Annotated in this window: 27 protein-coding genes, 2 tRNA genes and 1 pseudogene; 16 read left to right on the top strand and 14 right to left on the bottom strand. The window is 61.8% G+C overall.

Annotated elements, in window-relative coordinates; genetic code table 11:
- Positions 1 to 607 precede the first annotated feature (607 nt).
- A pseudogene (locus HOY34_RS22435) lies at positions 608 to 817 on the top strand (head-tail connector protein); the annotation flags it as partial.
- A 613-nt stretch (positions 818 to 1,430) separates the two neighbouring features.
- Here the strand turns inward: HOY34_RS22435 and HOY34_RS13815 are convergent.
- The 4 genes from HOY34_RS13815 to HOY34_RS13800 are packed head-to-tail and all read right to left on the bottom strand — an operon-like array spanning position 1,431 to position 5,428.
- Positions 1,431 to 2,726, bottom strand: coding sequence for a hypothetical protein (locus tag HOY34_RS13815; RefSeq protein WP_172363808.1), 1,296 nt, complete (start codon positions 2,724 to 2,726; stop codon positions 1,431 to 1,433).
- A gap of 38 nt (positions 2,727 to 2,764) precedes the next feature.
- Positions 2,765 to 3,748 (bottom strand): anti-CBASS protein Acb1 family protein, encoded by a 984-nt coding sequence (locus tag HOY34_RS13810; RefSeq protein WP_172363806.1) that lies wholly within the window; start codon positions 3,746 to 3,748, stop codon positions 2,765 to 2,767.
- A complete protein-coding gene (locus HOY34_RS13805) occupies positions 3,670 to 4,959 on the bottom strand; it encodes a DNA-packaging protein (RefSeq protein ID WP_172363804.1) in 1,290 nt (429 codons plus the stop codon). Before HOY34_RS13805 ends, HOY34_RS13810 begins: the two co-directional genes overlap by 79 nt.
- Complete coding sequence (locus HOY34_RS13800) at positions 4,928 to 5,428, bottom strand: terminase small subunit (protein WP_172363802.1); 501 nt, start codon at positions 5,426 to 5,428, stop codon at positions 4,928 to 4,930. Before HOY34_RS13800 ends, HOY34_RS13805 begins: the two co-directional genes overlap by 32 nt.
- A 79-nt stretch (positions 5,429 to 5,507) precedes the next feature.
- Here HOY34_RS13800 and HOY34_RS13795 point away from each other — a divergent pair, with 79 nt between their 5' ends.
- Positions 5,508 to 5,768 (top strand): hypothetical protein, encoded by a 261-nt coding sequence (locus HOY34_RS13795; protein WP_172363800.1) that lies wholly within the window; start codon positions 5,508 to 5,510, stop codon positions 5,766 to 5,768.
- Between the two features lie 209 nt (positions 5,769 to 5,977).
- Here HOY34_RS13795 and HOY34_RS13790 read toward each other — a convergent pair whose 3' ends face one another.
- Together HOY34_RS13790 and HOY34_RS13785 are read right to left on the bottom strand one after the other, a co-directional pair.
- Positions 5,978 to 6,334, bottom strand: coding sequence for a hypothetical protein (locus HOY34_RS13790; RefSeq protein WP_172363798.1), 357 nt, complete (start codon positions 6,332 to 6,334; stop codon positions 5,978 to 5,980).
- Between the two features lie 140 nt (positions 6,335 to 6,474).
- Positions 6,475 to 7,065 carry a hypothetical protein gene (locus HOY34_RS13785; RefSeq protein ID WP_172363796.1) on the bottom strand — a complete coding sequence of 197 codons (591 nt, stop codon included), beginning with the start codon at positions 7,063 to 7,065 and terminating at the stop codon, positions 6,475 to 6,477.
- A gap of 292 nt (positions 7,066 to 7,357) precedes the next feature.
- Between HOY34_RS13785 and HOY34_RS13780 the strand changes: the two genes are divergently transcribed.
- On the top strand, positions 7,358 to 7,609 hold the full coding sequence (locus HOY34_RS13780) for a DUF982 domain-containing protein (protein WP_172363794.1): 252 nt from the start codon (positions 7,358 to 7,360) through the stop codon (positions 7,607 to 7,609).
- 7 nt (positions 7,610 to 7,616) lie between these two features.
- Here HOY34_RS13780 and HOY34_RS13775 read toward each other — a convergent pair whose 3' ends face one another.
- A complete protein-coding gene (locus HOY34_RS13775; protein WP_172363792.1) occupies positions 7,617 to 7,937 on the bottom strand; it encodes a hypothetical protein in 321 nt (106 codons plus the stop codon).
- Between the two features lie 53 nt (positions 7,938 to 7,990).
- Entirely contained in the window at positions 7,991 to 8,266 is a 276-nt protein-coding gene (locus HOY34_RS13770; protein WP_172363790.1) for a hypothetical protein, read from the bottom strand.
- Positions 8,267 to 8,287: 21 nt separating this feature from the next.
- On the opposite strand from HOY34_RS13770, the gene HOY34_RS13765 reads away from it, so the two are divergent.
- The 5 genes from HOY34_RS13765 to HOY34_RS13745 all read left to right on the top strand — a co-directional run bounded on the left by HOY34_RS13765 (position 8,288) and on the right by HOY34_RS13745 (position 11,663).
- Complete coding sequence (locus tag HOY34_RS13765; protein ID WP_172363788.1) at positions 8,288 to 8,629, top strand: hypothetical protein; 342 nt, start codon at positions 8,288 to 8,290, stop codon at positions 8,627 to 8,629.
- A 225-nt stretch (positions 8,630 to 8,854) separates the two neighbouring features.
- Entirely contained in the window at positions 8,855 to 9,130 is a 276-nt protein-coding gene (locus HOY34_RS13760; RefSeq protein WP_172363786.1) for a hypothetical protein, read from the top strand.
- Between the two features lie 627 nt (positions 9,131 to 9,757).
- Positions 9,758 to 10,045 carry a hypothetical protein gene (locus tag HOY34_RS13755; protein ID WP_172363784.1) on the top strand — a complete coding sequence of 96 codons (288 nt, stop codon included), beginning with the start codon at positions 9,758 to 9,760 and terminating at the stop codon, positions 10,043 to 10,045.
- 3 nt (positions 10,046 to 10,048) lie between these two features.
- Positions 10,049 to 10,234, top strand: a complete 186-nt coding sequence (locus HOY34_RS13750) for a hypothetical protein (RefSeq protein WP_172363783.1) — start codon at positions 10,049 to 10,051, stop codon at positions 10,232 to 10,234.
- A 481-nt stretch (positions 10,235 to 10,715) separates the two neighbouring features.
- Positions 10,716 to 11,663: a tyrosine-type recombinase/integrase gene (locus tag HOY34_RS13745; RefSeq protein WP_172363781.1), complete on the top strand. Its 948-nt coding sequence runs from the start codon at positions 10,716 to 10,718 to the stop codon at positions 11,661 to 11,663.
- 53 nt (positions 11,664 to 11,716) lie between these two features.
- Here HOY34_RS13745 and HOY34_RS13740 read toward each other — a convergent pair.
- The 4 genes from HOY34_RS13740 to pdxH form a co-directional block, all read right to left on the bottom strand.
- Positions 11,717 to 11,793: transfer RNA gene (locus HOY34_RS13740), tRNA-Pro, on the bottom strand.
- Between the two features lie 204 nt (positions 11,794 to 11,997).
- Positions 11,998 to 12,477 carry a DUF192 domain-containing protein gene (locus HOY34_RS13735; RefSeq protein WP_172363779.1) on the bottom strand — a complete coding sequence of 160 codons (480 nt, stop codon included), beginning with the start codon at positions 12,475 to 12,477 and terminating at the stop codon, positions 11,998 to 12,000.
- Positions 12,478 to 12,608: 131 nt separating this feature from the next.
- Positions 12,609 to 13,163, bottom strand: coding sequence for a cold-shock protein (locus HOY34_RS13730; protein WP_172363777.1), 555 nt, complete (start codon positions 13,161 to 13,163; stop codon positions 12,609 to 12,611).
- 123 nt (positions 13,164 to 13,286) lie between these two features.
- Complete coding sequence (gene pdxH, locus HOY34_RS13725) at positions 13,287 to 13,922, bottom strand: pyridoxamine 5'-phosphate oxidase (RefSeq protein WP_172363775.1); 636 nt, start codon at positions 13,920 to 13,922, stop codon at positions 13,287 to 13,289.
- Between the two features lie 126 nt (positions 13,923 to 14,048).
- Between pdxH and fabI the strand changes: the two genes are divergently transcribed.
- From fabI to trpE, 6 genes are all read left to right on the top strand, one after another.
- Positions 14,049 to 14,882, top strand: a complete 834-nt coding sequence (gene fabI / locus HOY34_RS13720; protein ID WP_172363773.1) for an enoyl-ACP reductase FabI — start codon at positions 14,049 to 14,051, stop codon at positions 14,880 to 14,882.
- Position 14,883: 1 nt separating this feature from the next.
- Positions 14,884 to 15,495, top strand: coding sequence for a LysE family translocator (locus tag HOY34_RS13715; protein ID WP_172363771.1), 612 nt, complete (start codon positions 14,884 to 14,886; stop codon positions 15,493 to 15,495).
- A 10-nt stretch (positions 15,496 to 15,505) separates the two neighbouring features.
- The gene (gpt, locus tag HOY34_RS13710) at positions 15,506 to 16,015 is read left to right on the top strand and encodes a xanthine phosphoribosyltransferase (protein ID WP_172363769.1); all 510 of its coding nucleotides are present in this window, start codon (positions 15,506 to 15,508) and stop codon (positions 16,013 to 16,015) included.
- Positions 16,016 to 16,144: 129 nt separating this feature from the next.
- On the top strand, positions 16,145 to 17,350 hold the full coding sequence (locus tag HOY34_RS13705) for an aminotransferase (protein ID WP_172363767.1): 1,206 nt from the start codon (positions 16,145 to 16,147) through the stop codon (positions 17,348 to 17,350).
- 119 nt (positions 17,351 to 17,469) lie between these two features.
- Positions 17,470 to 19,350: a peptidylprolyl isomerase gene (locus HOY34_RS13700; RefSeq protein ID WP_172363765.1), complete on the top strand. Its 1,881-nt coding sequence runs from the start codon at positions 17,470 to 17,472 to the stop codon at positions 19,348 to 19,350.
- Complete coding sequence (gene trpE, locus HOY34_RS13695) at positions 19,347 to 20,855, top strand: anthranilate synthase component I (RefSeq protein ID WP_172363763.1); 1,509 nt, start codon at positions 19,347 to 19,349, stop codon at positions 20,853 to 20,855. The genes HOY34_RS13700 and trpE overlap by 4 nt, the downstream gene beginning before the upstream one ends.
- 80 nt (positions 20,856 to 20,935) lie before the next feature.
- On the opposite strand, the gene HOY34_RS13690 is transcribed toward trpE, so the two are convergent.
- Complete coding sequence (locus tag HOY34_RS13690; RefSeq protein ID WP_172363761.1) at positions 20,936 to 21,379, bottom strand: GNAT family N-acetyltransferase; 444 nt, start codon at positions 21,377 to 21,379, stop codon at positions 20,936 to 20,938.
- Between the two features lie 180 nt (positions 21,380 to 21,559).
- On the opposite strand from HOY34_RS13690, the gene HOY34_RS13685 reads away from it, so the two are divergent.
- Positions 21,560 to 22,957: a helix-turn-helix domain-containing protein gene (locus HOY34_RS13685; protein WP_172363759.1), complete on the top strand. Its 1,398-nt coding sequence runs from the start codon at positions 21,560 to 21,562 to the stop codon at positions 22,955 to 22,957.
- A gap of 20 nt (positions 22,958 to 22,977) precedes the next feature.
- On the opposite strand, the gene lipB is transcribed toward HOY34_RS13685, so the two are convergent.
- A complete protein-coding gene (gene lipB, locus HOY34_RS13680) occupies positions 22,978 to 23,658 on the bottom strand; it encodes a lipoyl(octanoyl) transferase LipB (protein ID WP_172363836.1) in 681 nt (226 codons plus the stop codon).
- Positions 23,659 to 23,917: 259 nt separating this feature from the next.
- Here lipB and HOY34_RS13675 point away from each other — a divergent pair.
- Positions 23,918 to 24,004 (top strand) — tRNA-Leu (locus HOY34_RS13675).
- Positions 24,005 to 24,414: the final 410 nt, after the last annotated feature.

Here is a 24,414-nt window from a genome sequence, read left to right as displayed (position 1 = left end):
AGGGCCCGGCTGTAGCTCGACCAGTTCGTTGTGCGAAAAAGAGGGATCGGCTTGCTCATAGAGCCAACCTAACCCGCTGACTCACAAACATGAATCCATGAGCCGGCCGGATAGTGCAACAAAGCCCTTCTGAATACAAACCCAAGTATCAGAACTGAGAATGCGGCAATGATGACATATAAATTGAAGTTTGTTATCTTTTGTAGCGTCTCACCCCCCGCAACAACGGCGCCGATTTGAACAATTCCAGATTTAAATTAGCTAGATGTAAATTTAATTAAATTCGCTAGATGTAAATTTAATGCTCATATCTCATCCTGCAACATTCAAACAGAATTACACCTTACAGTTGATATGCGTGACGGTTCAATCTCCCTTTCCTTGCGGCAGAAGAGCGTGCAGTCTTGGTTCGGCGCACCCATAACACCTATTAGGCCCGCGACCACCTGACGTGCAACGCAAGCTCTTTTGCTCCCCGAGATCTTGGAGGGGGTATCTCCGAACTTCCGCCCTATTCAGGGAACCGGCGTGTGGTCCTTCGCGCAAGATACGCCGGAATATAACTTTTCACGATTCACAGCCTGGCATATAAGTGTTATATTATAACATGTTTGTTTTGGGTGCTGCCATGTCCCTGCCAACTGCCCTGATCCGGGCGCATCTGAACCTTGACGACGACCGCGACCCGGAACTGCTGACCCATTACGCCAATGTGGCCGCGATGTGGGTGGCGGCTTACACTGGCCAGCCCTTCACCGCTGACAACGCCCTGATGGTGCAGGCGGCGCTGCTGGTGGCGCACCAGTATGAGGCCCGCGAGGCTGTCACCTTTGCCAGCCCGCACCAGCTTCCTTTCGGCGTCCATGCCAGCCTCGATCATATCCAGCATCGCATCGCGCAGGCGGTATTCGTTCATCCCATGAATAGCATATCGCGGCCCAAGCATGTCCACAAACCACGATACACCGTTGGTATTACCTGGATTCGCCTGCGTCCTGGCCGCCTGACGGATTGCCTCCACCCCCGCCCGGACCTCATTGGCAAGGGCTGCGGTGGTGGTGAAGGCCGCATCCTGCTCACCGTGGGAATAGACCAGCGAGCCATAGCCCACGCCAGCCCCGGCAATGGCCGCCAGCGCCGCTGTCAGGCGCGGGCCTGCGGTGGTGCCATCGTTCTCCAGCCAGTAATTGTCAGCTGCGCCCGTGTGCTTTTGCAAAACTGCCGAACCATCCCAGGCGCAGTTGAGGTTCTCAAACGTCTCGGTCGAGGTGATCGTCGGCCCGCTGATGCGGCTGTGAACCAGCGCCGGATCTGCGACGATCAGGCGACGGATCGACTCGAGAAGGCCGCCCAGGCCCCGCCGACCTGGAAGCCCTCACGCCCATAGGACTGACCAAAGAAAGCCGCATAGCGGGTGCGTTCAAAAGCCATCAGAGCGCCTCGTTCAGATCGGTGACATTGGTGAAGGTGATCCGGATCGGGTGATCCCAGACCGCCGCATTCGGGTTCAGCAGCGTGAGCTGATGTGCCAGCAGACCATGCTGGGTGCCCTGTTTGATCATTCGCGGCGGCTCTCCGGTCCAGTTGGTGCCAGCCGCATTGGCGATGGGCGTCAGACCCATGGAATAGGCCCCGTCGAGCGAGAAGCGGGTGCCAATCGTATTCAGCCCCTCGGCGCTGGCGCTCAGAGACGCCGTCCTGACAAGCGAATAGGTCCAGAGACCATTGGGCTGGCGGAAATAGTGGGTGCCGTTTGTATTGGTCCAGAGAAAGGGCGCAACCCGGCGATCAACGAGGATCTGGCCCGCGAAGATCCGGCGCAAAACTGCTGTCTCGCCCGGCGCAAGGTAGAAGCGGCGCAGGGCTGTCTGGTTGGGAGAAAGCCAGAGCGCCCTGAAATAGGCGCTGGCCCCACAATCAACGATGACGCCCGTCGTGGTGTTCCCATTGCTGACGATCTCATATTCCCGATCCAGCGCGATCCCCGAGACATCGACCATGATCATGCTGTTCGCGGTGGGCAGCACCTGGTGATAGGCGGGCGCGAAATCCGCCGCATGCACGGCATAGACCCGGTTTGCCCCCGTGACCGCGATCCGGCGCGGGGCAGCCCCCTGTGCGGCCAGCGCTTCCTGCACACTCTTGGCACTGGCAAGGGTGCCGGGCGGCGAGCTGGGGGCCTCGGCCACGGTCGCAGCCGCCTTGTCGAAGAACCGCCAGCCCGGAACCACGCCGACCAGCCCCGGATCAGCGGTGCGCTCATAGACCGTGCCGCTCGCCCGGACGGTGGTGCCCACTGGTAGCGTGCTCAGCCAGGCCAGATAGGCCGCCATGTCCTCGGCGGTCGGATAGGTGATCACGGTGGATTGCGCGATGGTTGCAGCGGTCTGGGCATCGCCTGCGGCCTGCTGGCTCTGATCCCGCATGCCCGCGAACTCATCATATTCGCCCTGCCCGATGCTCATCCAGAAAGAAGGCGTGGCCGGAGTGACCGCCGAGTTAAGCAGCGCCGCAAGGGTGTAGCTGTCAGCATCACCGATCTGAATGCGACCCAGCTCGCGCTCATGGTCCTGCATGCCCTCCTTGCGATCCTGGCTGACCCAGCGGGCGGTGACGATGTAATGGGTGCCGCGAAAGCCCGCGCTGTTGCGCCAGAGCCGGAAACCTGCCGGGATCTGCCCATCCACCAGCAGGACGCGGCGGACGCGGGCGCTTGGCGGGATCACGTTTGCGCCCTGAGTGTCCAGCCCCGACAGGGTGAAGGTCAGTTCTGCCGCTGTCGAGGGGCTGTCATCGTGACACCCACGGGAGTTGCCTTGATCCCCTGCATCATCAGCGATTTATCGTAGCCCTTGCCGAAATCCGAAACCGCCTCGTCCAGCTTATCGGGCAGCTCATCAATCTTCACACCCATGGCCGCCGCCAGGTCTTGCAGCTTTGCCTCGGGCATAACCTCCAGCTGCATGCTGGACCGCGCAGCCTTCCAGAAGCCTTCCCCCCCGGCCCCGATCACCTTGGCATAGTCGATCAGGCTATTGAAACCGTGGCGGAGAACCGAGCGCCCGAAGGTATCTCCGGTGCTGGACCAGATCAGTACTCGATCCGGATGGATCTGCATTGACCGCACCGTGCCGCGCGGCTTTCCGTCCTCAATCTGCACCTCGTTGAACTGATAAAGTGCGGGCTGGCCGTAGTTGGCGGCCCTTGGATTCTGCTCCCATTTCGAGACGACCAGTTGGCTTTCCCATGCCGGGATGATGTCCCAGATCGCCTTAATACCGCCTGCTACGCTTTCAACCGGCTCGTGCCAGGCCTTTCCATCCGCGATGCGCAGGATTGCCGCACCGTAATCACCAACGAGGGATCGCATGTGCGCCTCGGCCAGCTTCTGCCACAGGCGGCGGTCATCAAACGTCTCACGGATCAGCTTCTCTTGCGCAGTCTCGCTATGTGAAGCCTCCCGCTCTTGCAGCCTGGGCATCTCGCGCCAGACCGTATCTGAAATGCGCGACACCCCGGCACCGGCCAGAGAATTGCGATCCCACATGCCATAGAGCATCGGGAAGTTGATATGATCAGGATAGCCGAAATCGCCGTTATGATCATGCTTTTGATCGGCCATCGTCGCGGCGATGGCCCGAAGGGCGTGCGCCGTGCGCTCGTTTGCGATCATGTTCTCTGCCTCGATTTGAGGAATAGTTGGGCGGTTGGCGGCTCTTCGCCCAGCATCAATTCCGTAAGCGCCCACACCAGCGCATCGGCCCGGTCGGGGCTGCCCTCGCCGATGAAGTCGTCAGGCCCGATCAGGCAGCACTGGTCCTCCAGATCAGGGAAGGCCCCGACATGGCTGATCTTTCCCTGCTCGTAGAGCGCCGCCACCGGCTCGGCCCGGGCAACCTTGCCGCGGCTGGCGGTGACTTCCTTGTAGGCGACCTTTGCATCCGTCTTGCGGATCACATGCTCAACCATTGCGCCGCCGAAGTTGCGCTCTGCGACGATCCGGTCGGCTGAGAACTCGTGGAAAGCCTCGACGGCCCGCCTGCCCCATCCTGCCGGGGAAAGCTTATAGGTCCGGTCTGCCAGCACATAGCCGCGCCCATCAACGCCAAGGCCCGCGACCACGATGCCGATACTGTCGCCGCCGTCACCCGAGCCCCCGGTGCCGGATGGGTCAACCGCAACAACGATCCTTTGAAGATCCGGCGCTTTTATCACCCTGCCGATCTGCCCGCTGCCATCCGGTGCGTCGAACATCGCCCGCGTCCAGAGTGCTCCAGGAAGATCGTCCAGCATCTCAGCGTTGAGTTCCTGCCGCCCGAGGCGCGTGCCCTCGTATCTCGCCTTCAGCTTGGTCAGGAATGATTTGGGCAGGTTTCCCGCATTATCGAATGTCGATCCTCGTGTGACGACCGTGGTCTTGTCAGCAAGGATCTCGCGCAGGACCGGGATCGGCCGTGGCGTAGTGGTGACGAACACGCGCGGATCTGGCCCGCTGCGCATCGTGAATTGCAGCATGTCCCATGTTTCGCGGGCGTATCGGTATTTTGCCAGCTCATCGACCCAGGCAGTATCAAACTCGGGGCCGCGCAGCTGGTTCGGCTCGGTGCCGTTATAGCCCAGGGCAATCGCACCATTCGGCCAGATCACCCTGACTGGTTTATATCGGACCTTCGGCTCCTCTCCGGGCGGGTGGATCTTCACCAGCCGGGCAACCATGACCTCCTCAAGGTCTTTCTGCGTCTCCGCCACAAGGGCGATGGATCGGGCGCCCTCTGCTACCCGCTGACGGACCCACTGAGCGCCCGCCTCGGTCTTGCCAAAGCCGCGACCAGCAAGGGCCAGCCATGTCTGCCAGTCGCCCGGTGGGGCAAGCTGGTTCTTCCGAGCCCTGAACTGCCAGTCGTATTCAAGGGCCGCAGCCTCTTCGTTACTCAGCCCCGCCAGTATCTCCAGGCGCATCTGTTCTGGCTGAGATGCCAGCAATTCGGCGAGCGATGCGTTCACGGGCGGTTACCTCTTCCGACTGGATCGGGCCTCCATCCTTGCCGGTTACCTCAGCCTTGATCTTGGTCGGCGCATCGAGGCCGAACAGTTTCACCTTGCCGTTGATCGCACTGACTGCGGCGGCTGGCATGTCGAGCGAGATCGCCTTTGCCCGCGCCTCCTCCAGCTCCTCCAGCGCCTTCTGGCGGGTGAAGATGGACAGCTTTGCAGCCTGCTCCTGAAGCTCCTGTAGCCTTAGGGTAATCTTAGGGTGATCGAGAAGCTGGCATGCCTCGACATAGACCCATGAATCGCGGGAGTTTTCGGCCACATCATAAGCGCGACGGTAGGCCTCGGCGGCGTTGCCTGTCTCGAAATATGCGAGGGCGAAAGCCTCTTGCTTGGGGGTCAGCCCTTTGCCCGCGCCTTTTTCGGGCTTGGTCACTTTTTTGCCCCTTCGAATTCATGTTGCAGTCCGAATAGGTGTCGCATGGAATAGCTGCTTAACAACTTTTGAGAGAATCATGAAACTCGCAATAATCCCAATAATTGCACTTCTCGGACTCACGGCTTGTGTTCCAGCCACCCCAATCGTTTCTGATTTCAACGGCTCATCTGTGAAAATCCAGGTGTCCCAGATGGCGAACCAGGCCGAGGCGCGAGCAAATGCGCAGGCAAAAGCAACCCGCATCTGCCGGCAAGGCGGAAAGCAGAGAGCCGAACCCGCGTCTACCCGCACTGTTGCAGACTACACTTCCGAGCTTCTGTTCCTCTGCCTCGGTTGACCCGGCTCGCCCTGTCCGGTGTGATCCGGGCGGGGCGTCCCGCCTTCCCGGTTACCGCCATTCGCGCCCATGACTGGACCGGCCCAGAGCGGCTTGAGGCTTTCGCCCATCGGGGATGCTACGGCTGGCGTGGTGGCCGGGTGAACGTCCGGGCCGATGAAAAGCAAAACGCCACCCCGACGGCTGGCGCTTTCAGACACGATCAAGGCTCAGGCCGCGCGACGACGCCCGGCAAATGCTGCACCGAGGGCGCCGATGCCAGCACCGATCAGGGCGCAGTTGATCAGGGTCGAAACGTAGTCACCCTGATTTGCAGCCGCGATTGATTGAGCTGCCTCCTGTGCGCTGGACGAGCTTGCGCGCGCATCCATCATAGCGACCATGCCAGGATCGCTGCACCTGGGCGCCAATTCAGCAACGCTTTCAGGGCTGCTTGCGTATTCAGCACTGATAATTCCCTCGCACCTCGCCTGATCTTCCGCAGAAACGCTGCTCTGACCGAACTGGCGATAGCCGCCGAGTCCAATAAGCGCGACCGCGGCAGCAAGAAACAAAACCGACTTCATATGAGCCTCCTCAGAATTGAGAGGCAAGCATAAGTCGAGAGCCATGAGGTGTCGAACCGAATGCAAAACGCCCGGCAGGATCTCTCCTCCGGGCGCGCCTGCTGGCGATAAATTCACAGAATCATTCTTGCAGGGTATAGTCAAGCGATAGCATCAAGCCCCGCGCACAATCGCAACATATGGCGGTCCCGCGCAACGATCCCGCCACCGGACCAAATCGGCTGATCGTCCAACACCACCCTCTCGACGACAGGCCGTGACGACACCGGCACCATCGCCCACATGCGCCGGAACCACGCCCGGCTGTCCACGCGCGCAGCCTCTGGATCGCTCTGCCCTGCCCGCCTGTCGATCGGTAATGCGGCAAGCGGATCACGTTCACGCATCCCCTCAGCAGCCATGCGCAGGCTTTGCGCCGTAGCCGCCTGCTTATCCGTCAGGTGCCCGGCCCGGTGATAGCGCGTCACCCAATCGTCGCGGCGACGGCGCTTGACACCATTGGGGTTTGGCGTCTCCTTGCCTGTCTCGGGGTCGAAATCCGTCACGGGCTCAGTGCGCAGCCGCTCCTGATTGGCAGGGCCATCAGCGCCACGGTCCCAGCTGGTCGGCTGCGCAGCCAGCGTGACCGGCTTCGCCTTACCGCGACCATTAGGGTTGCCCTTCGCGCGACGGATCCTGGCCCACTTGGCCACTTCCTTGATTTGGTGATCCAGAGGCTCGATCCTGCTCATGCTTCCCTCGTTCCGTTTTTTCCTGCGGCATAGGCAATGTTGCCTAGCAACCGATCCGTGTTTTCCGCGTTTCCCCGGTGTGCGAGTGACGGGGGCGGTTTTTGTGAGTGCCTGGCGCGATGGTCAAAGCCCTCATGACCAGGCGTCGATGTGATTGTTTACGAGTGTCAGCCAGACGCGCCGCTGTTTCATCGTCAGCAGGCGCGTTTGCGCGTTGGGTCGCTTTCCCCTTTTCTCGCCATGAGTGGCGCGAGATTTGCTTTTTTTGAGCAGGCACCCTATATAGCTGGTCATGATAGAAATAGACTGGGGCAAACCCCTGCACTTCGCCGTCACCGAGGGTGACATCACCAAAATCTCCAGCATCGAGCAGGCCCAATACTGGCTCCGCAAGAAGTGGCCGGTCGATGATGATGCCCGCAGCCTCGCGCTCAGCCGCATCGACGCTGCCATTCATTGCCTCGCAAGCCCTGGCACAGCCAAACGCGCGTTCATCGCCGCGATCAAATCGGCAGGCTTCAAAACCGAAGCATTGGTCGCCTGAATCCATGTCACTCGCCCTCCCTATGAGGGGTGGCGCGGGCGAAGGTAGCGGGCACCCACATCGCCTGCCTGCTGACACCGTGATAGCCGCACTCCGAGCAGCCGCCACCGCGCGCGGCGCCAACCTCATCGCTGCAGCCCGAACAGGCCGCCGTCCAGCTGACGCAATCGCAAAGCTCGCCATCGATGAAGGCCCAAGCCTTGCGCCGGTCAAGTCTGCGGCCGGCCATTTCGTCAGCTTCGGGCCATGTGATCGCCCGCTCCGCATAATGGATCAGCCCATCATCCGAGATCGTATAGCCGTCGCGGACCTTGACGCTTTCCCCCATCACGCCCCCCCCTCCTTCCTGAGAGAGAGCGGAGGGAGGGGTGGTTTCGGCGCTCATGCTGCAATCTCCGTTGAAAAGCGCGGCCACTTGACCTTGAAACCGGGCGGCGGGCCTACGTCGTTGGGGTCAATTCCATCTGCCAACATCTGGGCGATGGCGGCGGATTGGCTGGCGTCGAAGTCAGCCCAGATCGCATCTTGGCCGACCTCAGTGGCACACCAGCCCCAGTGGTTGCGGGTTCGATCAGCCTTGCCGTGGAAGGCCTCGGACTGCCGCCATTGCAGAACATAGGACGGCCACCAGCGTTCCAGCGCGCCGCCCAGGCCCATCTTGGCCTTCGGCGCGTCGATATGTTCCTCGACCAGCCGGATCAGGGCGAGGGTCGCGATCAGAAGAAAACCCTGGACGAAGTGCACGATGAAGCCCGGCGCGGCTCAGAAGCCATGCGCGCATGGTGGAAGTCGGCAAGCGAAGCCAGCCGCAAGGTGGCCAGCACCATCCTGCCTGAGCCGCAAGAGATGGCCGCAAAAGCCGACGGACAGGCCAAACAGTCGGTGAGCGATGATCCTTTTGCCAGCCTGACGCCCGCCACGGATGATGGCCCGACACCCGAGCAGATCGCCGCCCAGGAGGCTGCTTTCGCGGAGCTTGAGCGTCAACGTCAAGGTCAAGGTCAAGGTGAGGCAGTCTGATGCGTGTCTCAGCAAAAGACCAGTTCGAGAAAATCGTTGACGCGGCCCATCGGTCAGTTCCGGGCGGCAAGTTCAATCGTGCCGACCTTCGGGGCCTTCATCGCCGCGCGGACAGCCTCTGCCTTGATCCCGCGGTGCGGGATGATGTGCTGGCAGAACGCCCCCGGCATCGCGCGACCAACATTGGCGAATAACGCGCTGATGCGCGAGACAAAGGAGAGAGACGTGAGCGAGACGCTTCTGAAAATTGACCTCGCCCAAGGCCTGGACGGCACCGGCAATGGTGCATTCCGGGCTGAGGTGATGGCCGAAGAAGGCCTGACCAATATGCACCTGCTCAACTACCTGATGAATAAACTCGGGCCAATTGCCAGTGATCTGGGCGGCTCCCTGCGCGCGGGCGCGGGCTTCGGTGTGATCTGCGAGACCAATGCAGATGGTGAGTTTGAGGTATCGATCTGTGGTCTCGCCATCCCGGAGGCCCTCAATGACCGCGCGTGATGGAGGGGCGGCCCCGGCCCGAAATAATCAACGCTCAGGGAACCAATCACACAACCTCACGTTGCTGATGAGATTTATGGAGAGTGACCGTGTTTCCTACAGCCTTTTTCCTTTGGTACCGCGGCCTCATCTCGCGCGACCAGGTGACAGCCATTATGGCGACAGACATTGTCGTGCTGCTTTTGCTCATCAGCATCGCCTGAAACCAGCGGCAGTTACGCCCTCCGCACGTACGGAGGCCGCCCATGATCACTGACACCGATACGCTGATGGCGAGGCTCGTGAAGCAGCCGCCGTGCCAGGCGCATAACCTTGAGGCAGCCGACCGCATCTAGGCGCTTGAGGCCGAGGTGAAGTCCTATGCCGAAGCAAACCACCGCCAAGCTATGTGCATCAGGTTTACAGCCGGGGCGCTTGGGCCTGAATGCTCAGGGACTATCGAGGGGCTGCCGAAAGCGGCGCGGCACGTTGCCGCCCAACTCGCCGAGGCCCGGGCGGGAGAGGATGAACTGGTGGCGTGGATCGCGCTGGGGGCTGAGGCCCGGGGCGATGCGGATGAGGAATACCCGCCGGAGTGTCAATGCGCGGTAATCCTCGCCTCTCACGACAAACGGAAGGAGGGGCGGAATGGGTGAGCCGGAACGGATATGGGCGAAAACTCATGGGGCCAGCACTGATGTGCTGACAGGCCAGCGCGGGCTTGTCGGCGGCTGGAACGAATACCGCCGCGACGGTCAGTGCGAATACCTGCGCCGCGACGGCGAAACGCTTAAAGGCATCATCGCGATTGCCACTTTCGCGCTCGACCAGTGGGAAAGCTGTATCGAGAGCGAGTATTCCGGCACGGCAGACTACCGCCTGATGCTGGCCGATGTGCAGGAGCGCCGCGCCGCGCTCGCGAAGATGGGGGAATAGGGGATGGAAGGTATAGCAGCCGGCATCATGATTATCTTTGCTACGTGGTTTTCCATATGGCTCATGATCCTTGTTCCTGCCGATATGGCGCGCAATCGCGGCCGGAGCGCACTCGCTTGGGTGCTGATCAGCCTGTTTTTCTCGCCCTTCCTCGCGATTCTCCTGCTTCTGATCATGGGGGATGCGTGATGGGCCTCTCTGACTACAACCTGACCCTGAAAAACGCCACCGAAGCCGATATCGAGACGGCACTGCGCGGCGCACTGCGCCCATACGAAAAGCGGGCTTCCTGGCGCGTCTGGCAATTCTGGATCGGCCTCACATGGGGCGCTGTCCTCATGGCCGCCGCTGACTATGGCGATCTGCGGATCTGCACGGGCCAGTGCCAGGCGGTTATCGACGCAGCACGCGCCGCCGCGCAAGAGAAAGGGGGCGGAGAAACATGGCAAAATCGCGGTCCAGACCCATATCGGGATCGCATTTGTCGCCCCCGCCTCGATTACAGAAATTGCCCCCGAAGAAACAGCAGTAGACGATTGGTTCCGCGACAAAGTCCAAGATCACGGTGAAAGGCATTAACCGAACCCGGGCCAAGCTGGCAGACGGGACGTTTCGTGAATAACACTATGCTTCGCGCGGTCGCGGCGCTACGCCGTTTTGGAATGACGGAATGGCCTTTTCAGAGGGCTCTCCCGAGTATCTCGCGGCCCTGTCGGCAGCACGTCCGGTCGCAGAGAAGGCGAAGGGGCTATTCAGAGAAGTCCTGCTCGACTTCCTGGCCTCTCAGGATTTCCTGAGGCTTTCGAAGCGAACGCAATCAGACATGAGGGGTTCAATCTTTCACCCCAAATCCGGAATTGATCAAAAATTCGGATCCGCACCCCGCACCATATTCGACGATTCCAGAATTCGGGGTGCGGTGCTCAGGTGGCGTGATGAAATCGGAGGAAAAGTTGGTGACGACAGGATGCGACATCTGCAACGCATTGTCGGATGGGCGCACGACCGCACTGCCTTGCGCCAAAACCACCTGACCAAGCTGAAAGGCATGTATCGCTCGAATCGCTCGGAAATTCTCTGGACCGAAGCCGAGATTGAAGCGTTCTTACTTGGTGCTCCGCCGCATATCGCACGCATTCTCATTGCCGCCACGGAGACCGGCCTTCGCCCCGGCGACCTGGCCCAGCTTGGCCCTGCGCACATCCACCCGACGTCGGGTGGAAAGAGGATTGTCATCTGGACAACAAAGCGTAAGCGGCTTGCGTCGATCCCCGTCACGCCCCGTATGGACGCCTTAATCGAGGATACACCGGACGGTCAGGCGCACTTCATCGTCAACAAGGGTGGGCAGCCCTACCAGCACGAAAATTACCTAGGAGATGCGATCAGCCAATGGCGCGACCGCCTCGGCATTCGGGCAGAGTTACGGCTGTATGACGCGCGAGGAACCGCCGCGACCAGACTTCTTTGGGCCGATGCCAGCCTGAAAGAGATTGCGACCTGCATGGGCTGGAGCATCAAGCATGCTGCCGAAGTCATCGGCAGATATGCCGCTTTATCGCCCGAAATGTCGGATGGAATTGCGAAGAAACTGGAGGCAGCAAGGAAGGGATCGTGAACAGTTTTGCAAAATGGACTGCAAAACGGACTATCCAAAAACCTGCTAAGTGCTGGTCGGGGCGGAGAGATTCGAACTCCCGACCTACGGTACCCAAAACCGTCGCGCTACCAGACTGCGCTACGCCCCGACTGTCCCCCCAGATAGCGGTTTCATTGCGCAAGGGAAAGCCCCTGGATGATGAATAATGACAGGAGCCGCAAAATGATTTGCATCGGCTTCGGTAAGGCCCGTCAGGCCGCCGGGCAGGCTATCAGGGCCACACTCAGGCTGGGTTCAGGATGGGCTCTTCCGGCACTCCAGGCCGCCCCCAATGGTTTCGGGCGTGATCGGCTTATGGGCAGGGCCAGCTTGCATCCGCAATGCGCGGATGGCGCATCTCGCTGCCTGGCCGGATGCCAGACCTGCGTGCCAGACCGCCATTGATCTCAAGCACATAGCGCACGCCTTCACCGCCGGGAATCAGCGTCAGATCCTGTGGCACCGCATTTTCATGCACAACCGTCACCCGACCGTGATCATCCGCGAAGATGATATCCAGCGGGATATAGGTGTTCTTCATCCAGAACTCGGCACGCTGGGGCCTGTCGTAGATGAACAGCATCCCCGCCCCCGGATCGAGCGCCCGCCGATACATCAGCCCCCTCGCCCGGCTTTCATGCGTATCGGCGATCTCAACGCTGAAACTTTGCCGCACAGCATCACCCGAGCCCGCAGGGCTGCGGATATCCAGCCGCGCAAGCGAGCAGCTCTGGGCCGCAAAAGCAGCCCCGCCAAAGCGGTCAGCCAGCGCCGGAGCAAGAGATGACACCATCGGCGCGGCTGCCAGCAGGCACAAAGAAAGCACCGCGCCATGCGCTATCGGCAAAAAGCGCAGCCCTCTGTTCCGTGATTTTCCGGTAAAGCTGTCAGAAGCGGGGCAAACCGAAACGGCTGCCCCCCTTTTCAGACGGTTACGGCGTTCTCTTCTGCCGAAGCAATGATTGCACGTTCCCAACTCAGCACCTGTACTGCCATCCTGCCGCGGCGACCGTCGATCACTTTCAGTGCGACCGCCTCGCCCGACATCAGATCTGCGAATCCTGAAACCCGCAAGACCTCTATGTGGATGAAAATATCTTCTGTGCGCCCGAAGGCATTGGCAAAGCCAAACCCCTTGGCCTTGTCGAACCATTTGACCCGGACAGGCTCAAGCGGCAAAGCGCTTAAGTCTGCAGCCGACAGTTCGCCTGCCAGCTCTCCAAGGGGCACGACCTGCCCCTCAGGTGGATCAATCGCCAGAACCTCTACCGCCTGTACACCGCGTGCAGTAGCCTGAATCCGAACTGTTATGCCTGCTCCATCTGCGATTGAACTCTGCCCAAAGTTGCGCAGAACATTCGCGTGCAACAGGATATCGGCATTGGAAGTATCGCTCACGATGAAGCCAAAGCCTTTAGCCGGATCAAACCACTTCACCCGGCCCTGCAACACCTGCACGGCCTTATCTTCTTCACTCATAGCAAGGACTATCTCCCCAGATTAAGCCCTCTATGGTTGTTGATGATATACCCCCCAGGGATCAAGAGGGAATCGTATAATCGGGCACAATTGTTTACCTTTTTTCCATTTGGGTGGCACAGATCAGGGGTTGAGCCGCTGAATGAACCACTCGCCCGAGGCCCCGGTCACTCTTCGGGCGACCTGATCGCCGGGCGCGGCGCGGGTCCAGCGAAAACGGTCATGCAGGCGAAAGGCGCCATCGGCCCAGAATTCAACCGCAAGCGGCGTGATGCGAAAGCCGCCCCAGAAGGGCGGGCGGGCGGGAATCGGCCCCTTGGTCAGCGTGACCTTTGCCACCTCAGCCATCAGCGCCTCACGCGAGGACAGCGGCTGCGACTGGCGGCTGGCCCAGGCCCCCAGACGGCTGGTCAGGCTGCGGCTGTTGTAATAGGCGTCGGCGGCCGCGCCCTCTTCGCGGGTCACCAGACCGCGCACCCGGATCTGACGGCGCAGGCTTTTCCAGTGCATGACAAAGGCGGCCTTGCCCGCCCCCTCGATCTGGCTGGCCTTGGCCGAGGTATAATTCGTATAAAAAACAAAGGAATCGTCAGCGATTTCCTTCAGCAGCACCATACGCACATCGGGCAGACCATCGGCGTCGACACTGGCCAGCGCGATGGCGTTGGGGTCGTTCGATTCGGTCTTTTCCGCCTCGGCCAGCCAGGCCCGCGCCAGCACGAACGGGTCGTCGCCTGCAAAAATATCGCCCTTTTCCATCGCCTGTCCCCAATCCCGCGGCTGTTTGCCTGGCGTCAATGAGCGGTTCCCCTGCCCTTGCGGCAGGCCGTCTTTCCGCCTAAACGTCAACGCTATCAAACCGTAAAGGTGAGCGAGGGACCAGGAATGTCAACCGGACAGATAACCGGATTAATGACCGGCAAACGCGGGCTGATCATGGGCCTTGCCAATGACAAATCGATTGCATGGGGCGTGGCCCAGGCACTGGCGGGCGCGGGGGCAGAGCTTGCCTTCTCCTACCAGGGTGAGGCGCTGAAAAAGAGGGTAGAGCCGCTGGCGGCCAGCCTCGGAGAGCCGCTTCTGTTCGAATGCGATGTGGCAAGCGAAGAATCGCTCGACGCCCTGTTTGAGGGGCTGAAGGCGAAATGGGGCACGATTGATTTCGTGGTTCATGCGATCGGCTTTTCCGACAAGAACGAGCTGCGCGGCCGTTACGCCGATACCAGCCGTGCCAATTTCGCCATGTCGATGGATATCTCGGTCTATAGCTTCACCGCTGTGGCCCGGCGCGCAGGTGCAATGATGGGCCCGGGTGGCGCGATGCTGACCCTGACCTATTACGGTGCCGAGAAAGTCATGCCGCATTACAATGTGATGGGTGTGGCCAAGGCAGCCCTTGAGGCATCGGTCAAATATCTGGCCGAGGACTTCGGCCGTGACGGGATCCGCGTCAATGCGATCTCGGCCGGGCCGATCAAGACGCTGGCGGCCTCGGGGATTGGTGATTTCCGCTATATCCTGAAATGGAACGAGCTGAACTCGCCGCTGCGCCGCAATGTGACGCAGGAAGAGGTCGGCAAATCCGCGCTTTACCTCTTGTCGGATCTGGGCTCGGGCACCACGGGTGAGAACCTTCACGTCGATGCGGGCTATCATGTCGTCGGCATGAAGGCGATTGATGCCCCCGATATCGATGTTGTGACCGGCAAGAAGGACTGAAATGACGCTCAGCGCATTCCTCGCCGCCTATCTGTTGCATCTGATCGCCGCCGCCTCTCCTGGCCCGGCGGTCCTGATGACAGCAAGGACAGCGGTCACCGAGGGCATGCGCACCAGCTTCTTTCTGGCCTGCGGCATCGGCTTTGGCGCGGTGTTCTGGGCATTGGCGGCGCTTTTCGGGCTGGCAATGCTGTTCCGCCTGGTTCCGGCACTGTTCTGGGGCTTCAAGATCGTGGGCGCGCTGTTCCTGCTGTGGATCGCCTTCAATATGTGGCGCCACGCGCCAGAGCCATTGGCCAGCAGCAGCGACACGCCCCCACGCGGGGCGCTGGCGGCTTTGTGGCTGGGGCTGGCGACGCAGTTTTCAAACCCAAAGGCTGCGGTGTTTTTCGGCGCGATCTTCGTCGGCACCGTGCCGCCGGGCACCACCTGGCCCTGGCTGACCGCGCTTTTGGTTGCGGTTTTCCTGAACGAGGTTCTCTTCAACCTTCTGATTGCGCGGCTCTTCTCGCTTGAGGGCACCCGCCGCGCCTATGCCCGCCTGAAAACCACCATTGATCGGTGCTTCGGCGGGATCCTTGCTTTGCTCAGTCTGAAAATCGCCGCCACCTGAAAGGACGCCAATGGCCGCCGACCGCTTGCCGCATGAAAAAGGGTTCCACATCAGCTGGGACCAGATCCACCGTGATGCCCGTGCGCTGTCCTGGCGGCTGGATGGCAAGGGCCCGCTTGAGGGCGGCCAGTGGCGCGCCGTGGTGGCGATCACCCGCGGCGGCCTCGTGCCCGCGATGATCGTCGCCCGCGAGCTGGATATCCGGGTGATCGATACGATCAGCGTCAAAAGCTACAATCACCAGTCGCAGGTCTCGGCCGTGGTGACCAAATCGCCGCAGGATGAGCTGATGGGCGATGGCTCCGGCATCCTGGTGATCGACGATCTGGTCGACAGCGGCAAAACGCTGGAGCTGGTGCGCAAGCTTTACCCCAAGGCGCATTTCGGCACCGTCTATGCAAAGCCGCATGGCAAGCCCCAGGTCGATACCTATGTGACCGAGGTCAGCCAGGACACCTGGATCTTCTTCCCCTGGGATATGGCGCTGCAATATGTTCAGCCCTATCGCGGAACCGACTGATCTTAAGGCAAATCTCTCGGGCTGATCCCTGGGGGGTGATACCCCGGGGACAGGCCCGGCGGGGGCGCAAAGCCCCTGCGCTGCAGCCCTCTGCCACCCGCGTATCCGTCACGCCAGGAGCCACGCCCCATGTCCCTGCCCCAAAACCCGCGGCTGAACCCGAACCTTTCGGCCACCGAGCTGCCCCCGGTGATGGAGGCGCGACGCTGGATTGAGGGCAAAACCTTCCCCGCCAGCCGCCCCCTGATCAATGTCAGCCAGGCCGCGCCGATGGAGATCCCGCCGCTGGCGCTGCGTGAAGTGCTGGCGGATGCGGCGCTGAACAATCCCGACGCCCATCTTTACGGCCCGGTGCTGGGGCTGCCCGCGCTTCGTGCTGAGATCGCGGCGCAATTCTCGCAATCCTATGGCGGTGCGATCACGCCCGCGCAGGTCGCAATCACCCATGGCTGCAACCAGGCCTTTTGCGCGGTGATGACGGCGCTGGCCGGCCCGGGGGATGAAGTTATTCTGCCAACCCCTTGGTATTTCAACCATAAAATGTGGCTGGACATGAGCGGCGTGACCACCCGCCCGCTGGAGACCGGGGCAGACCTGATCCCCGATGTCGAAGCCGCCCGCGCCCTGATCGGGCCCAAGACCCGCGCCATCGTGCTGGTCACCCCGAACAATCCCGGTGGCGTCGAATATCCGGCACAGACGATGGCCGCCTTCCGCGATCTGGCCCGCGCCCATAACATCGCGCTGGTCGTCGATGAGACCTACCGCGATTTCGACAGCCGTCACTCGGCGGCGACAGGCGGGCGCCCGCATGATCTTTTCACCGATCCAGCCTGGGACGACTGCCTGATCCAGCTTTACAGCTTTTCCAAGGCCTACCGCATGACGGGCCACAGGGTGGGCGCGATCACCGCCTCTGCCAGCCTGCTGGTGCAGGTTGAGAAATTCCTCGACACCGTTTCGATCTGCCCCAATCAGCTGGGCCAGATCGGGGCGCTTTGGGGCATGCAGAACCTGGGCCCCTGGGTCGCGGGCGAGCGCGATGAGATCCTCTCGCGCCGCGAGGCGATGATCAGCGGCTTTACCGCCCTGCCCGGCTGGAAACTGATGGGCTGCGGTGCCTATTTCGCCTGGGTCGAGCATCCGTTTGATCTGGCCTCTGACGCGCTTTGCAAACGCCTTGTTGACGATTGCGCGATCCTGATGCTGCCGGGCACCTTCTTCACGCCCGAGGGATCTGATGCCGGGCGCAAACAGATCCGCATCGCTTTCGCCAATATCGACCGCGAAGGCATTGCCGAGATGTTCCGCCGCCTGGCCGATTTCCGCCCCTGATTTTGTGATCTGTGCGGCGCAGGGCCGATGCCTGCCGCCGCACAGCAAGCCAAGCCTGGTCTTGCCCCGCTTTCCTCTTGCCTCTAGACAGGCGCAAATGTCCCGATCGGAGCCCAGTCATGGCCAAATCCTCTGACGCAAAGCCGAAATCAGGCCCAGGTGCCGCCAGATCCATTGCGACCTGGACCGTGACCGGGTTGCTGATCGCGGGCCTGACCGGATTTGGCGCGGCGAATTTCGGCAATACGGTCAGCTCGGTCGGCTCGGTCGGCAGCATCGACATTCCGGTGCGTGACTATGTGCAGGCCGTCCGCGATGAGGCCAGCCGCTTCTCGCAGCAGATGGGCACCCAGCTTGGCGCGCAGCAGGCGATCAGCCTGGGGCTTGACCGTCAGGCGATTGCAGCCCTTGTGACGCGCGGTGCGCTGGACAATGCGGCCCTGAAGGCCGGGCTTTCGGTCGGTGACGCCACCGTCGCGCAAGAGATCATGAAACAACGCGCCTTTATCGGCAGCTCTGGCAGCTTCGATCAGGCGGTCTATCGCAGCCGCCTGAATGAACTGGGCCTGCGCGAAAGCGATTTTGAGGCCAACCTGCGCCGCGATGTGGCCCGCTCGATCCTGACCGGCGCGGTCTCGGGCGGCTTTGCCCCCAATGAGGCCGCGACCGAAGCGCTTTACAAATGGGTGGCCGAGCGGCGCAGCTTTACCCTGATCCGCCTGAATGAGGCCGATCTGACGGCGGCGCTGGCAACCCCGGATGAGGCCGCGATCCGCGCCTATTACGACGCCAATATCGCCACCTTCACCCGCCCCGAGGCAAAGCGTCTGCGCTATGCGGTGCTTTTGCCAGAGGCCATCGCCGCCGATCTTCCGGTTGAAGAGGCCGCGATCCGCAAGATGTATGACGCGCGGATTGCCGAATATGTGGTGCCGCCGCGCCGCCTGGTCGAGCGTCTGGTCTATCCTGACGATGCCGCCCTGGAAGCTGCACAGACACAGCTGGCGGCTGGCACCTCTTTTGAGGATCTGGTCGCGGCGCGTGGGCTGACCATGGATGCCGTCGATATGGGCGATGTCTCTGAGGCAGAGCTGGGCGCGGCCGGGCCTGCGGTCTTTGCCGCCAATGAGGGCGCGGTGGTATCCACTGAAACCTCTCTGGGGCCGACGCTGTTCCGCATCAATGGCGTGCTGCCGGGCGAAGAGACCAGCTTTGAAGAGGCCCATGACGATCTGGCCCAGGAGGTGCGCCTTGAAGAGGCCCGCCATCAGATCAACGTGAAGATCGACGAGATCGACGACCTGCTGGCAGGGGGTGCGACGCTGGATGATCTGGCAAGCCAGACCGGGATGACCACCGGACAGCTTGATTTCATCGCAACCGCAGGCCCCGGCACCCAAAGCGACAATAAGCTGGAAGGCTATCAGGCCTTCCGCACCGCCGCGAGCGCGCTGCAACAGGGCGACTTCCCCGAGGCGGTGGTGCTGGATGACGGCGGCGTTGTGGCGCTGGAATTTGTGGAAATGGTGCCCCCGGCCCCGATCCCCTTTGAAGAGGCAAAGCCCGAGGTCGAGGCCAGCATGCAGCAAATCGCCCTGCGCGAAGCGCTGACGGCCCGCGCCGATGCCCTGAAAGCCGAGGCCGAGGCAGGCGCCGATTTCGCAACCCTTGGCAATGCCGAGAAGATCACCGAGGTCTCGCGCGACGGGGCCACCACCAATCTGAGCGCCGATCTGCTTGGGGCCGCCTTTGAGATGGCCGCAGGCGAGGTTCGCGTCGTCAGCAGCGGCAATGCAACCGTGATCGTGCATCTCGACACCATCACCGCCGCCCCCGACAGCGGCGATGAGGCCGAGGCGCTGAAGGCCGCGATCTCGTCGCAGCTGGAAATGGCGGTCTCGAATGATGCCTCGAATGCCTTCACCACCGCGATGGCCGAAGGCGCTGGCATCTCGATTGACCAGAATGCGATCAACCTTGTGAATGCAGGACTGCAATGAAGCTGGAACCCTCGTTCGACGCCTTTGAAAAAGCCTGGGCTGAGGGGAAGAACCAGCTGGTCTGGGCGCGGCTGGCCGCGGACCTCGACACGCCGGTCTCATTGATGCTGAAACTGGGCGAGGCCCGCAAAGACACTTTCATGCTGGAATCGGTCACCGGCGGCGAGGTCCGCGGGCGCTATTCGATCATCGGCATGAAGCCCGATCTGATCTGGCGCTGCCGGGGTGAGGCCTCTGAGATCAACCGCGATGCGCGGTTTGATCCCGATGGCTTCACCGCGCTGGACGGGCATCCGCTGGATACGCTGAGAGCGCTGATCGCGGAATGCCATATCGACATGCCCGAGGATCTGCCTGCAGCCTCGGCGGGGCTGTTTGGCTATCTGGGCTATGACATGATCCGCCTGGTCGAGCATCTGCCCGATGTGAACCCCGATCCGCTGGGCCTGCCCGATGCGGTGCTGATGCGCCCATCCGTGGTGGCGGTGCTGGATGGGGTGCGCGGCGAGGTGATCGTGGTCGCGCCCGCCTGGAATGTGCCGGGGCTGACGGCACGCGCCGCCTTTGCCCAGGCGGCCGAGCGGGTGATGGATGCGTTGCGCGATCTGGACCGCGCGCCCGCCGTGCAGCGTGAGATTGACGGGGCTGCGATCTCGGGCGAGCTGACCTCGAACTTCAGCCATCAGGGCTATATGGATGCGGTTGCCCGCGCCAAGGATTACATCCGCGCCGGCGATATTTTCCAGGTGGTGCCCTCGCAGCGCTGGACGATGGATTTCCCGCTGCCGCCCTTCGCGCTTTATCGCAGCCTGCGGCGGACCAACCCCTCGCCTTTCATGTTCTTCTTCAACTTTGGCCCCTATCAGATCGTCGGGGCCAGCCCCGAGATCCTGGTGCGGCTGCGCGATGGTGAGGTGACGATCCGCCCCATCGCCGGCACCCGCAAGCGTGGCGCGACACCGGAGGAGGATCTGGCCCTTGAGGCCGATCTGCTGGCCGATCAGAAAGAGCTGGCCGAACATCTGATGCTGCTGGATCTGGGTCGCAATGATGTGGGCCGGGTGGCGAAGATGGGCACAGTGCGCCCAACCGAGAAATTCGTGATCGAGCGCTATAGCCACGTCATGCATATCGTCTCAAACGTGGTCGGCGAGATCCGTGAGGGCGAGGATGCGCTTTCGGCATTGCTGGCGGGTCTGCCTGCGGGCACGGTCTCTGGCGCGCCGAAAGTTCGCGCGATGGAGATCATCGACGAGCTGGAGCCGGAAAAGCGCGGCGTCTATGGCGGTGGCTGCGGCTATTTTGCGGCAAATGGCGAGATGGATTTCTGCATCGCGCTGCGCACGGCGGTGCTGAAGGACGAGAAGCTTTATATCCAGGCCGGGGGTGGCGTGGTCTATGACAGCGACCCTGAGGCGGAATATCAGGAAACCGTCAATAAATCCAACGCCTTGCGGCGGGCCGCGCAGGATGCGGGGCTGTTTGCGCGGCGCGGAAACGGCTGAGCCTTTGCCGGAGCTGGCAGATGGGGGGCCAGCCCCCCATTCCCCCCGGGATATTTAAGGACAGATGAACGACAGGCCCTTCAGCGATTGTAGCGGATGAAGGGCGTGACCTTTGCAATCCGGTCGTAAAGCTGGCGGGCGGTTGTATTGAACTCTTGCGTCAGCCAATAGACGCTGGGGGCGCCTTTTTCATCGGCGATGCGGTAAACGGCTTCGATCAGTTTTCGCCCAAGGCCGGTGCCACGAGCCTGTGGCGAGACATAGAGATCCTGGAGATAGCAGGTGTTTTCGATTTTCCAGCCGTGACGGTGGAAAAGGAAATGTGTAAGTCCCTGCGGCTGGCCATCCACCAGCGCGATCAGGCCCGAGAAATCCTGGGGATCATCGCCGATCAGGCGGGCAAAGCTGCTGGCATAGACCTCTTCGCTGACGGTGGTCTCGTAAAAGGCCAGGTAGTCTGTCCAGAGGCGACGCCAGGCTTGCTCGTCGCTTTGGGTCAGGGGGCGGATGGTGATCTCTGGCATCGGGGCTCTCTTTGGTGATTGCGGGGGCATGGTGGCGGGCTGGGGATATGGCTGGCCATATCCAGATTTCCCTGGCGCATGGGGCCAGCAGGGATCAGGTCCGTGAAAGCCTGCGGCCGATTCCGCTTGACCTGCCGCATTTGCAAATAGATTTTACGATTTGCAAATACGGAGCCCGATATGGCCACGCAAAAACTCTATGCCGGGGTGAAGCTGCGCGAGATCCGCGGACGGCTGAGCCTGACGCAAAAGGCCTTTGCCGATAAGCTGGGCGTCTCACTGCCCTATCTGAACCAGATGGAGAACAATCACCGTCCGGTCTCGGCGGCGGTGGTGCTGGCTTTGGCGCAGGAGTTTGGCCTTGATGTCACCGAGCTGACGGTGGGCGAAAGCGAGCGGCTGGTTTCCGATATGCGCGAGGCGCTGGCGGATCCGGTCTTTACCGCTTTGACCCCGCCGCTGGCGGATCTGCGGCTGGCGGCCTCAAACGCGCCGGCGCTGGCGCGGGCTTTTCTGGATCTGCACCGCGCCTATCGGCAAAGCCATGAGCGGCTGGCCTCGCTGGATGAGGCATTGGGGCGCGAGGATGTCGGGCTGAAGCCCAGCCCCTGGGAAGAGGTGCGCGACTTCTTTCACTATTGCGACAATTACATTGATGCGGTGGACCGGGCGGCCGAGAATTTCGCAGGCTCGGCAGAGCCGAGGCGCGATGTCGTGCAGCTGGCCCAGGATCTGCTGCGCCAGCGTGGTATCTCGTTGCATTATGAGGATGGCGACCGGGTGCGCCATTTCGATCCGGCGACGCGGCGGTTAATGATCTCGCACCGCGCCCAGGATGCGACGCAGCGGTTTCAGCTTTTGCACCAGCTGGCGCTGCTGACCCAAAATGACCTGCTTGAGGCGACGCTGGACCTGGCGCGCTTCTCGACACCAGAGGCGCGTGACATCGCCAAGATCGGGCTGGCCAATTATTTCGCCGGGGCGGCGCTGCTGCCCTACCGCGTTTTTTTGCAGGCCGCGCGCAAGACCCGCCATGACCTTGAGCGGCTGGCCGAGCTGTTTGGCGCCTCGATCGAGCAGGTGGCGCATCGGCTGTCCACGCTGCAGCGGCCAGGCGCCAAGGGGATCCCCTTCTTCTTTGTTCGCGTCGACCAGGCGGGCACGATTACCAAGCGTCATTCCGCCACGCGGCTGCAATTTGCGCGGTTTGGCGGCGCCTGCCCTTTGTGGAACGTGCACCAGGCCTTTGAAACGCCAGGGAAATTCCTGCGCCAGTTTGTCGAGACGCCGGATGGGGTGCGCTATCTGAACGTGGCAAGAGAGGTGTCCAAGCCTGCAGGGGCCTTCCTTGCCCCGGTCCGCCGCTATGCGATTGGGCTGGGTTGCGAGGTGCAGCATGCCGCCGATCTGGTCTATTCCGACGGGCTGGACCCGCGCGGCAGGTTTGAGCCGATCGGCATTTCCTGCCGGATCTGCGAGCGCACCAATTGCCATCAGCGCTCGATCCCGCCGCTGGAGCGGCGGCTCAGGGTTGATCCGAACACCCGCGATCTGTTGCCCTATGAGATCGCCGATTAGGCGACGCGGCGCGGCGCAGCTCAGGTCGTGCAGGCAAAGGTGAAGGCGGGCTCGAAATGGCGCATCAGCGCCGCGTCGAGATCCTGCATCCCCACCGGCAGGCCCAGATCGACGAGGCTGGTCACGCCATGGTCGCGGATGCCGCAGGGGATGATGCCGGAGAAATGCGACAGATCCGGCTCGACGTTGATCGAGATGCCGTGAAAGCTGACGCCACGGCGGATCTTGATGCCGATGGCGGCGATCTTATCCTCGGCCGGGCTGCCATCCAGGCCGGCGGGGCGGTCGGGGCGCACCACCCAGACGCCGACACGGCCGGGCCGGATCTCGCCTTTGATGCCGAACTCGGCCAGGGTGTCGATCACCCACCGCTCAAGCGCGCGCACAAAGCAGCGCACATCATTGCCATTGGGCCCGCCGCGCTTTTTCAGATCAAGCATGGTGTAGATCACCCGCTGGCCGGGGCCGTGATAGGTATATTGCCCACCCCTGCCCGCCGGATAGACGGGAAAGCGATCCGGCGCGACCAGATCCTCGGGCCGGGCAGAGGTGCCCGAGGTGTAAAGGGGCGGATGTTCCAGCAGCCAGACCGCCTCATCCGCCTCGCCTGCTGCGATGGCTGCCACCCGCGCCTCCATTTTTGCGAGGGTCTCGGGATAGGGGGCGAGGCCAGGGATATGGGTCCATTCAGTCATCGTGATCTCTCTGACATGTTCTTTCTGGCATCTCTCCCGGGGATGCCACGGCCAAACTCCGGCCCGCCCGCGCCCTGCCGCCCGGGCAGGTTTAAAGACGAGATGGGCTAAGGCGTTTCATGCCACGAAGCGACCAGGGCCCGCAACTGTCAGCCCCATCCCGAGCCAGGGTGAAAGAAGCGCAAACCCGGATCGAGAAAGTTGAAATTACCCCTTTCCTTCGCCCGCGAGTAAAGCTACATAGCCGCCACCTGATCTGATAAGTGCGGATGTGGCGGAATTGGTAGACGCGCAGCGTTGAGGTCGCTGTTCCTTAACCGGAGTGAAAGTTCGAGTCTTTTCATCCGCACCAATCGGTTCAGGCAAACCCCGGAATTTCCAGGGTTTTTGCTTTTTTGGCCCGAGTTAACAGCGATCAGACCCTGCCTGCCCTGTCTTCGCCCCGACACGGCGCTCTGATCAAGCGTTCACGCCTCTGTCTCTGGCACCACAGATAAATCCGCACTTGCCCATAACGACCGACACTTGCCGGATACGGCTTTGCCGTGGCCGGGCCTGCCTGGGTGTTTCGGAATGACTTTGCGAAAGCCCTGGCCGCCCGCAACAACCAGCTTCAGGGCCGATCCCGCGAATCAAAAAGGGCGGTGCCGGAGCCCGCCCTTTCTTCAGTTCTGAACCTGCCACTGACGGCAGCTTTTCCGGCCCCAAAGGCCCCCCGTTTCCGGCCATTCCCTGCCGATCCGGGGCCCGTGCAAAAGCCGA

It is taken from the genome of Pseudogemmobacter hezensis (assembly GCF_013155295.1).
GTDB classification, from domain to species: Bacteria; Pseudomonadota; Alphaproteobacteria; order Rhodobacterales; family Rhodobacteraceae; genus Pseudogemmobacter; species Pseudogemmobacter hezensis.
Note: the sequence above shows the minus strand (reverse complement) of the source record. Positions and strands in the feature narration are given on the sequence as shown.

Excerpts from the sequence above, each read along its gene's own strand:
- gpt (WP_172363769.1), top strand. The coding sequence starts at position 15,506 with ATGGCCGCCGACCGCTTGCCGCATGAAAAAGGGTTCCACATCAGCTGG.
- HOY34_RS13685 (WP_172363759.1), top strand. The coding sequence starts at position 21,560 with ATGGCCACGCAAAAACTCTATGCCGGGGTGAAGCTGCGCGAGATCCGC.
- HOY34_RS13780 (WP_172363794.1), top strand. The coding sequence starts at position 7,358 with ATGATAGAAATAGACTGGGGCAAACCCCTGCACTTCGCCGTCACCGAG.
- HOY34_RS13730 (WP_172363777.1), bottom strand. The coding sequence starts at position 13,163 with ATGAGTGAAGAAGATAAGGCCGTGCAGGTGTTGCAGGGCCGGGTGAAG.
- HOY34_RS13795 (WP_172363800.1), top strand. The coding sequence starts at position 5,508 with ATGAAACTCGCAATAATCCCAATAATTGCACTTCTCGGACTCACGGCT.
- fabI (WP_172363773.1), top strand. The coding sequence starts at position 14,049 with ATGTCAACCGGACAGATAACCGGATTAATGACCGGCAAACGCGGGCTG.
- HOY34_RS13765 (WP_172363788.1), top strand. The coding sequence starts at position 8,288 with ATGTTCCTCGACCAGCCGGATCAGGGCGAGGGTCGCGATCAGAAGAAA.
- HOY34_RS13705 (WP_172363767.1), top strand. The coding sequence starts at position 16,145 with ATGTCCCTGCCCCAAAACCCGCGGCTGAACCCGAACCTTTCGGCCACC.
- HOY34_RS13790 (WP_172363798.1), bottom strand. The coding sequence starts at position 6,334 with ATGAAGTCGGTTTTGTTTCTTGCTGCCGCGGTCGCGCTTATTGGACTC.
- HOY34_RS13770 (WP_172363790.1), bottom strand. The coding sequence starts at position 8,266 with ATGGGCCTGGGCGGCGCGCTGGAACGCTGGTGGCCGTCCTATGTTCTG.
- HOY34_RS13805 (WP_172363804.1), bottom strand. The coding sequence starts at position 4,959 with ATGCGCCTGGAGATACTGGCGGGGCTGAGTAACGAAGAGGCTGCGGCC.
- HOY34_RS13735 (WP_172363779.1), bottom strand. The coding sequence starts at position 12,477 with ATGGTGTCATCTCTTGCTCCGGCGCTGGCTGACCGCTTTGGCGGGGCT.
- HOY34_RS13690 (WP_172363761.1), bottom strand. The coding sequence starts at position 21,379 with ATGCCAGAGATCACCATCCGCCCCCTGACCCAAAGCGACGAGCAAGCC.
- pdxH (WP_172363775.1), bottom strand. The coding sequence starts at position 13,922 with ATGGAAAAGGGCGATATTTTTGCAGGCGACGACCCGTTCGTGCTGGCG.
- trpE (WP_172363763.1), top strand. The coding sequence starts at position 19,347 with ATGAAGCTGGAACCCTCGTTCGACGCCTTTGAAAAAGCCTGGGCTGAG.
- HOY34_RS13750 (WP_172363783.1), top strand. The coding sequence starts at position 10,049 with ATGGAAGGTATAGCAGCCGGCATCATGATTATCTTTGCTACGTGGTTT.
- HOY34_RS13700 (WP_172363765.1), top strand. The coding sequence starts at position 17,470 with ATGGCCAAATCCTCTGACGCAAAGCCGAAATCAGGCCCAGGTGCCGCC.
- HOY34_RS13785 (WP_172363796.1), bottom strand. The coding sequence starts at position 7,065 with ATGAGCAGGATCGAGCCTCTGGATCACCAAATCAAGGAAGTGGCCAAG.
- HOY34_RS13715 (WP_172363771.1), top strand. The coding sequence starts at position 14,884 with ATGACGCTCAGCGCATTCCTCGCCGCCTATCTGTTGCATCTGATCGCC.
- HOY34_RS13775 (WP_172363792.1), bottom strand. The coding sequence starts at position 7,937 with ATGGGGGAAAGCGTCAAGGTCCGCGACGGCTATACGATCTCGGATGAT.
- HOY34_RS13745 (WP_172363781.1), top strand. The coding sequence starts at position 10,716 with ATGGCCTTTTCAGAGGGCTCTCCCGAGTATCTCGCGGCCCTGTCGGCA.
- HOY34_RS13755 (WP_172363784.1), top strand. The coding sequence starts at position 9,758 with ATGGGTGAGCCGGAACGGATATGGGCGAAAACTCATGGGGCCAGCACT.